Origin of the sequence: Ensifer sp. ENS07 (assembly GCF_014852185.1) — a bacterium.
Taxonomy (GTDB): Bacteria; Pseudomonadota; Alphaproteobacteria; order Rhizobiales; family Rhizobiaceae; genus Ensifer; species Ensifer adhaerens.
In genome coordinates this window covers 1-271 of sequence record NZ_JACVBE010000083.1, presented here as the reverse complement: position 1 = coordinate 271, position 271 = coordinate 1, and the positions used below count along the sequence as shown (strand labels likewise).

General features: G+C 56.8%; 1 pseudogene. It reads right to left on the bottom strand.

Annotated elements, in window-relative coordinates:
- Positions 1-271: pseudogene (locus tag IB277_RS37750) on the bottom strand (ISNCY family transposase); the annotation flags it as partial.

Sequence of the window (271 nt, the reverse complement as noted above, 5' to 3'; positions counted from 1 at the left end):
TGTTGAAATCTGCAATGAACTCAGGCGCATAGACATTGGCAGCTTCGATCGTATCGATACCGCGAAGTCGCATCTCCTTGACCAGCCGATCCTGCAATGTCTGGTTGGCACGCTCCACTCGACCCTTGGCCTGCGGGGTGTTGGCACAGATGATGTCGATATTGAGTTCATAGAGCGCCCGTCCGAACTGCGTCAGGCCGCTTGTCCGGTCTTTCTTCGACGCATGGAGCGAGCGGAAAACGCCGTGCTTGTCGCTGTAGAAGGCCAGCGG